This window comes from Methanobrevibacter sp. (genome assembly GCF_045577275.1).
Taxonomy (GTDB): domain Archaea; phylum Methanobacteriota; class Methanobacteria; order Methanobacteriales; family Methanobacteriaceae; genus Methanobrevibacter.
The window spans coordinates 1-7,561 of the sequence record NZ_JAZNIB010000034.1; the positions used below are offsets into that span (position 1 = coordinate 1).

Genomic DNA, 7,561 nt, shown 5'->3' on the forward strand with positions numbered 1-7,561 from the left:
AAAGCACAATCGCTGTCAATATAAAACCGCATATCACATCTAAAACAGTATGCACACCGACATAATTACGGCTGAAACCTATTAGGAAGAGACAAGCCAATAATGCAATGTTAAGCCCTTTGGAGAATTTTCCCCTTAAGACTGCCCCAAAAAATAGGTTTGTGGCTACAGTGGTGTGGCCACTTGGAAATGAATATCCTGAAGCGCCATGAAATGCCTCTTCGAGAGGTTGCACCCTTGAATCAAGAATCCATGGACGATAGACGCAAGCTGTAATTTTTGCAAATCCATTGACCAGATCTGCACCTGCTTGTGATACAAAGAGATATTCGCCTAATTTCTTGTTCAAGCACCAGTAAATTGTGGCAATAATGATTATGATTGGTGCATCATCAGCAATATATGAGCATGTGAGGAAAAATGAGTTGAAAATTCCACCAGTGATTTGTCTTAAAAATTGTATGTATAATAAGGGATCGATTAAAATGTTTATGGTATCACCTCAAATGAATAAGCATTAATTTCTTATTTAATTTAAAATGCACAAAATTTTATTTAAAAAAAGTAAAATCCCCTATACCTATATGAAAGTTTAATTTTATTATTAAAAAACTTTTTGAAAAATAAAAAAAATAGAAGTTTAATTTTCATAATGAAAAAAAAAAACTTTTTGAAAAATAAAAAAATAGAAAAACTAGTGAGAAAATACTCCCAACTAGTGAAAAATTTAATCAAATTTTTTCTAAAAGTTTGAAAAGAGTTTTGGTCCAGATTTTACGAGCCAAAGGCGAGTAAAAGCTGGGCTAAATTACTTCAAAGCCAATTAACTTTACCTTATTGGATTCCAATTTAGGATCTTCATCAACAGGTTCAGACAATTTAGTTGTAATGTACTTCTTATTGTCATCTGGGAAGACAGTTGCTATATTATACTCATCACTGTCCATAAGTACACTTGCAAGGAAGTTTGCACCGCTTGAAATGCCTATTCCCAAACCGAATTCCTGAGCAATTCTCTTGGACATGTTGATTGCATCATAATCATGAATCAATACAATGTCATCAATCAATTCCTCATCAACGATTCCGGGAATGAAGTCATCTCCAATTCCTTCAATCATATGGCTTCCTTCATCCATCCCCATTTTAAGAATGGATAATGTACTAGGCTCCAAAGCAAAGACTTTGGCATCAGGATTATAGTCCTTTATCCTTTTACCTACACCCATTAGTGTGCCTCCGGTTCCAATACCTGAAACAAAGGCATTCACTTCAGGGAAATCATCTATGATTTCCTGGCCGGTAGTGTAATATTGGGCATCGAAATTCAATTCATTGTCAAACTGTTTTGGCTTGTATGCTCCAATTTCCTCTGCAAAGTCCTCTACAAGTTCAAGAGCTCCCTTGAATCCACCGTCTTCTCTGGATACGAGATGAACTTCTGCACCATACATTTGAATGAGTTTCCTTCTTTCTAAAGATACCCAATCAGGCATGAATATATGAACCTCATGGCCAAAGAGAGCGCCGATTGCACTGAATGCAATACCGGTATTTCCACTTGTAACCTCTATGATAGGTTGACCATCCTTTAAATTGCCTCGTTCTTTTTCCTTTTCGATTATGTATAAAGCTATTCTGTCTTTAATGCTTCCAGAATAGTTGTAATATTCAAGTTTAGTGAATATGCTTCCTTTTTTTCCTTCATATTCATAATCAATTTTGATCATTGGTGTATTACCAACTAATTTTCCTACATTCATAAAACAACATCCAATTTAATGATAAAATAAATTTAGTAAATCAGTATAACATTATAATTTATGTATTTTTCTTATAAAATACTTTTTTAAATTAAGTGTTGAAATTCAAGTTTTTATTAAAAATTAAAAAAATTAAGATAAATAATCTAAAAAATATTGGGAATTGGTCTAAAAAAAAATAAAAGTGAAAAAAACTAAAAATAAAGAGAATTAATCTAAAAAAATAAAAGTGAAAAGATAAAAAAAATTAGGTCTTAGAAGCAATGATAACATTCCCATAATCAGATGGCGGAACCACAATTCTTAGCTTCAATGTTTTTACAAGCCCTTCTAGGACCTTTCTTCCACCAGGAATAGCTTCATATGTCAATGCAGGAACAAATAGGAATCCTCCCTTCTTGACATGACTTATGCTATTTAAAAAGATTTTGGTAATCTCTTCACCATTTAAATCATGAATGCTCTTTGAGACATTGATGAATACGGAATCATAATCTCCAATGATGCTATCGATTTCCAAAGGTTTGACCTGTTTGAGATTTAAGTCATCAAAGAGCACATCACTTACAAGCAAAGAGCTTCCGTATAAATTGGCTTCTTCCAATAATGGCTTTATCTCAGCATAATCAATAGAATCTATATTGCTTTTATCTGACTTTTCAGAGAGAATCAATGAAAAAGCATTCTTTTCAATGTCATGGAGAAAATCAATCTCCTTTTGAAGAGTGTAGTAATCCTCATTCACCAAATAAATCAAACCGCAACTTGACATGAGATCTTTGGTCTTTATAAATGACTTTCCAGGAAGGCTTATATCTTCAAACACTGTTTTGTAATGGCTTTCTAAGTTTTTGCCTATGTGATGGATAGAGGTTGACTCTGCAACCAAATCATAAGGGACAATGAAATCCTTAATGACTCCTTTTGCAAAAAGCCTATATGGCCTTCTTCTTTTTTGATTGAAGAGTTCCGGCTTTAGATATGCATCTAAAACACTGTCTGTTTCATGCTGTCCGGAAATCCTATCTAAGAACTCCGGAGCCAATGTACCACCACATGGACGACAATTGACCTCCACCAAGACAGGCCCCTTTTCGTCAATCATGTATTCTCCATGAATCGGCCCATATTCAATACCGATTGCATCAGCCACATTATATGCATATTCAACCATTTCAGCCTCGCCAAGGCTCAATTCATCTACAGTCTCCATAATGTCATAAATGACGCTGCCATCGGAAGTCTTGACCTTGGAATATTTCCATATCAAGGTTACCCTATGTTTTCCTTCTGATGAGACCGTATTTACGATATACTCTTCCCCTTCAATGTACTCCTGAACTAGAAGCTCTGCATTTTCATCCCCATAGCAATTATAATCATTGAACAATTCCTTAATGTTACTTATCATATCATCTTTGCTTAGGCAAATCTTTACGCTTGAAGAGGCTGCACTATAGCTTGGCTTTATGACAACTTTCTTGAGATCTTCACTTTCATAAAATTCAATCGCCTCTTCCACTGATTTTACCACTTGCCCTCTGATAGATCTAAGGCCATTTTCCTTCAATCTCTCCTGCATCTTATCCTTGAGGGTCATCGCTTCAATATTATCATAGGAATTGGATAAAAGGTTTAAGTCATTGGCCAATCTTGTAGCCAATGCTACACCCCTTTCACTGCCAGGCAATATCAAAACAGGATCATATTCTCTAACCATTTCTAAAGTTTCTTCATATGTATCCTTTTCTGTGATTAAAGTGTAATCCTCAGTGATTAACTTTAAATCCTCTTGTTTATGGTGATTATAAGTTCTGCCTACCTCATTATCAATTAATTTTGAATCCAATACAATAGGATTGTAATTTCTGTCTACAATATCCTGTACAAAATAAATCCCAGTAGACATACATTCTACAATAATTATGTTTTCCATCACAGCACCTTATTTGTTATTAATTAGTTAAATATATTTAATGTAAAACATATAAATAATTCTATATAATTTAATAAGTTAATATAAAGATTAAATTTGGAGGGTTATGATGGAACATCCGAAGGGAGTATACGCAATTTCATTTATAGAAATGTGGGAAAGATTCAGCTTTTATATTTTTTGTGGACTATTGGTACTGTATATGATGGAGGTACTGCATTTTTCAATGTCATTCGCCACTCTTCTTTATGGGGTAATAATTGGATCTGCATACTTCCTCCAATTGGCTACAGGGCAAATTACAGACTCCCATTTAGGAAACAGGAAGGCAATAGTATTAGGTTCCATATTGATGCTTACTTCACAATTGATATTTGCATATGATGCAAGCCTGTATCGTTTAAGCTTATCCACCCCAACCCATTCCAGTTTTATCTTCAGCGCCCCTGAAATCATATTTTTGATAGGTGTGGTCTTCCTCGCAATAGGCAGCGGTTTTCTGAAAGTAAGTGCCACTTCCTTCATAACACTATTTTATAAAGGCCAAGAATCCCTTATGGATGCAGCATATACCCTTTTCTATATGGTATTCAATATTGGTGCATTTTTTGGTCCATTGATTTTAGGAGTGGTCGTTGGAGTGCATGACCCTAGCTTATATCAATATGGATTTTTGATAGGTGCAATAGCCAATATAATAGGACTCATCAGCTATTTTGTAATCAAGGACAGATACTTATGTTCAGAAGATGGCACCCCTCTTGGTACAAACCCTCTTTACAAGGATATCAAAGCAGAATTTGGCGATGATATCAATAGAAAATTAAGCAAGATAGAAGTGGACCGCATAAAAGCAAGTTTAATAATTCTCATTGTTGTCATTATACTATGTTCTGCAATTGAACAAATCAATACATCAATGCTTATATTGGTGATGAATTATGTTGACAATACTGTCCCATTCATCCACTATACACTAAGCCCTCAAATGTATATAAGTCTAAATCCATTGTTTGTTATAATTCTCAGCCCTATCTTCATAAAAATGTTTTCCATGCTTAATAATAGAGATAAGGAACCTTCATCCATTGGTAAAATGAGCATAGGATTGTTATCAATCGTTATAGCATACATAATTCTTTTAATACCTGCGTATTTATCACCAGGAAAAATGAGTATGATTTGGATGGTCTTGTTTAACTTTACACTGGTTATTGCAGAGCTATTTATATCACCGATAGCATTAAGTTTGATTTCAAAATTGGCACCGGTAAAGCATGCTTCCTTAATGGTCGGAACATATTATGCCTCAACTGCAATATCAGCAGTGCTTGCAGGTATATTTGCAAGTTCATTCCCAGAAAAGGCAGGAGTGGCCAATGATTTATTCAATATCATTCCAATCCCTGATTTAGCAGCATTTTTATGGGTGTTCATCATACTTGCAGGAACTCTTTTCATATTCTGGACACTTTTCAGAAATAGAATTAAAAAACTCATGCATGGTATAGAATAATTAACAAAGTATGTGACAATTAAATAAAAAAGATAAAACATTGAATAAACTATAAAAATAGCTAAAAACATGAAAAAATAGCTTAAACATTGATCAAATTATTAAAAAAGCTAAAAACATGAAAAAATAGTTTAAAAAAAAATAGCAATTAATAAAAAAAAAATAATAGCTAAGAATTATCTTAACTATTTAATTGTTCACCAATACATTGGTCAACTAAATGTAAGAATTCATCCTTAGCTTCATATGGTATCATAGCACCAGCTGCGATGTCATGTCCACCACCTTGACCACCAAAGTTCACTGATACATCAGCCAAAGCTTTGCCTAAATTGACTCCACGGGCAACCATAGGACGTGTTGCTCTGCCAGAAACCTTAATATCCTTGTGAAGTCTGGACAAACCTAAAATAGGTTTATTGTCGTCCAATATTTTAGCAGACATTCCTACACCAGCAATTGTTCCCATAATGCTTTTAAGAACTTTATCCTCACTGTAGAGGAATTGGATATTCTCCAATTGTTGAGCGCCTTCACGGCTGATCCAATCGAATCCTTTAGTGAGATCATTCCTATAAGCCTTTTGAAGTTCAAGAGCCTTATCCAAAGATTCGCCTCTTTCACCAAGAACTATGCTAAGCGCCAATCCATACTCCTTGTTTTTACCACAAGCATCCAAGATTGCAGAATATTCTTCCAAATCACGTAAAACTGGATGTTCACGAGGAACACTGTAGACATCACCAAAGATTTGAGGATTTACCTTTACAAGCTCATCCTTGACAACATCCTTTTCCTCATCTTCCAATTCAATGAACTGAATACCATAGGAAACCCCCATCTTTTCAAGGAGTTCCTGTGAATTCTCCAAACTGCCTGTCAATCCAGGAAGCGGAGGATTCAAGGTATATGCAATTGATTTGAATAGAGGTTCCTGTGCTTTGGAGACTATCTTTAAATCTTCATGGATTTCCAAATTGCCTGCCTCTTGACCATCTTTCAATATCAATTGATTTACGCCAGTAAATCTGTTCTGACACTGCATATCGCCAAAAGCGCCAATAAGAGCCATATAAGCCAAATGTTTTTTATCCATGTCCCTAACTGAAATATAGCTGGAACCTGCACCGCTTAGGTCACGACTTCCGTCGATGCCGAATAGGTGAGGGTTTACATGAACAATATTGTCATTTGCCTGATGGGCACTTGGTTGATGATGATCTGCAACAATGACATCTGCCTTTAGAGAATTGAGTTGCTTGATGCAGGCACTGCCCATATCTGAAAAAACATACAACTCATATTTTTCCTTTGCAACATCCCTAATGACATCTGCTTTGAGACGAGGAACAATTGTTATATGGAATTGTCCCCCTTCTTCATTTATAGCATTGGCTATAATACCTGCTGATGAAATTCCATCAGCATCATTATGAGAAATTAATCTAATAATGTTTTCATTTTCGATATGCTTTTTTAGCATATCTGAAGCTTCACACCCTCTATTCAATAGAGAATTGTGTTTTTCACTATCCCTATTTAACGAGAAGTGCTGCTTTTGTTGGATCGTATCTCCATCCTTCTGGTAATTGACCATTTGCTGCATAGTATCTACCTAATCTACGGATTCTAGATTCAATGATAGTTAATCCTCTTTTACCATGAAGGTCTTTTGGGTTTTCTTCTAAGTGATCTCTGATATTTACTGCTCTTCTAATTAAATTCATTAAATCTTCAGGGTAATCTTCAGCTTGACCGTTTCTTTTTAAGATTTGGGTAATTTTTTCACCAGTGACTTCTTTGACACTAGGAATACCGTATTGGTCTCTTAAAATTACTCCGATTTGACTTGCAGATTTACCTTCTCTTTTGAATTTTACAATAAATTCTTCGATTTCTTCGTTACTGTATGCGATCCATTCTGGTCTTGCCATAAATATCCTCTCCGATAAGTTTATTGATTATTTATAGTAAGGTCCTTTGTAAAACAGTTCATAGTGATAATTCTCATTAAAAGATTTAAAATAATCATAAACGATTGTTTATCACCTAAAAAACCATTTTAAATTCAAAATGAAAAAACCTTTAAAAAATAACTGATATTAATCAAAATTTAAAACAATAAGTTTCAAAATCAATCAATCAGACTAAAATAGAATAAACGGGTTTTACCTGATTTAAATCCCAATATCATTTTAATAAAAACATTATCTTATTTTTAAATCAAAAAGCGATTAACGATTCCAATTTTAAAATAAACCAATCCATTATCTATAAAAGAGACCAAATCCTCGATAAAACTGTCTATAATATCTTTCGCTAATTAAAAAATATTAAAAAGTTTAT

General features: G+C 34.2%; 6 protein-coding genes. 1 reads left to right on the top strand and 5 read right to left on the bottom strand.

Going from position 1 to position 7,561, the window contains the following annotated elements; genetic code table 11:
- The 3 genes from ACKI67_RS01185 to ACKI67_RS01195 all read right to left on the bottom strand — a co-directional run.
- Nucleotides 1-349: phosphatase PAP2 family protein (locus tag ACKI67_RS01185; protein WP_407461563.1), on the bottom strand; the 349-nt coding region annotated here is incomplete at its 3' end.
- Nucleotides 350-803: 454 nt separating this feature from the next.
- Nucleotides 804-1,763: a PLP-dependent cysteine synthase family protein gene (locus tag ACKI67_RS01190; RefSeq protein ID WP_407461564.1), complete on the bottom strand. Its 960-nt coding sequence runs from the start codon at nt 1,761-1,763 to the stop codon at nt 804-806.
- 247 nt (nt 1,764-2,010) lie between these two features.
- A complete protein-coding gene (locus tag ACKI67_RS01195; protein WP_407461565.1) occupies nt 2,011-3,699 on the bottom strand; it encodes an ATP-grasp domain-containing protein in 1,689 nt (562 codons plus the stop codon).
- A 109-nt stretch (nt 3,700-3,808) separates the two neighbouring features.
- Here ACKI67_RS01195 and ACKI67_RS01200 point away from each other — a divergent pair, with 109 nt between their 5' ends.
- Nucleotides 3,809-5,215 (top strand): peptide MFS transporter, encoded by a 1,407-nt coding sequence (locus tag ACKI67_RS01200; protein WP_407461566.1) that lies wholly within the window; start codon nt 3,809-3,811, stop codon nt 5,213-5,215.
- Between the two features lie 181 nt (nt 5,216-5,396).
- On the opposite strand, the gene ACKI67_RS01205 is transcribed toward ACKI67_RS01200, so the two are convergent.
- Together ACKI67_RS01205 and ACKI67_RS01210 are read right to left on the bottom strand one after the other, a co-directional pair.
- Nucleotides 5,397-6,698, bottom strand: coding sequence for a DHHA1 domain-containing protein (locus tag ACKI67_RS01205; RefSeq protein WP_407461568.1), 1,302 nt, complete (start codon nt 6,696-6,698; stop codon nt 5,397-5,399).
- 52 nt (nt 6,699-6,750) lie between these two features.
- A complete protein-coding gene (locus tag ACKI67_RS01210; protein ID WP_407461567.1) occupies nt 6,751-7,149 on the bottom strand; it encodes a 30S ribosomal protein S15 in 399 nt (132 codons plus the stop codon).
- Nucleotides 7,150-7,561 lie beyond the last annotated feature (412 nt).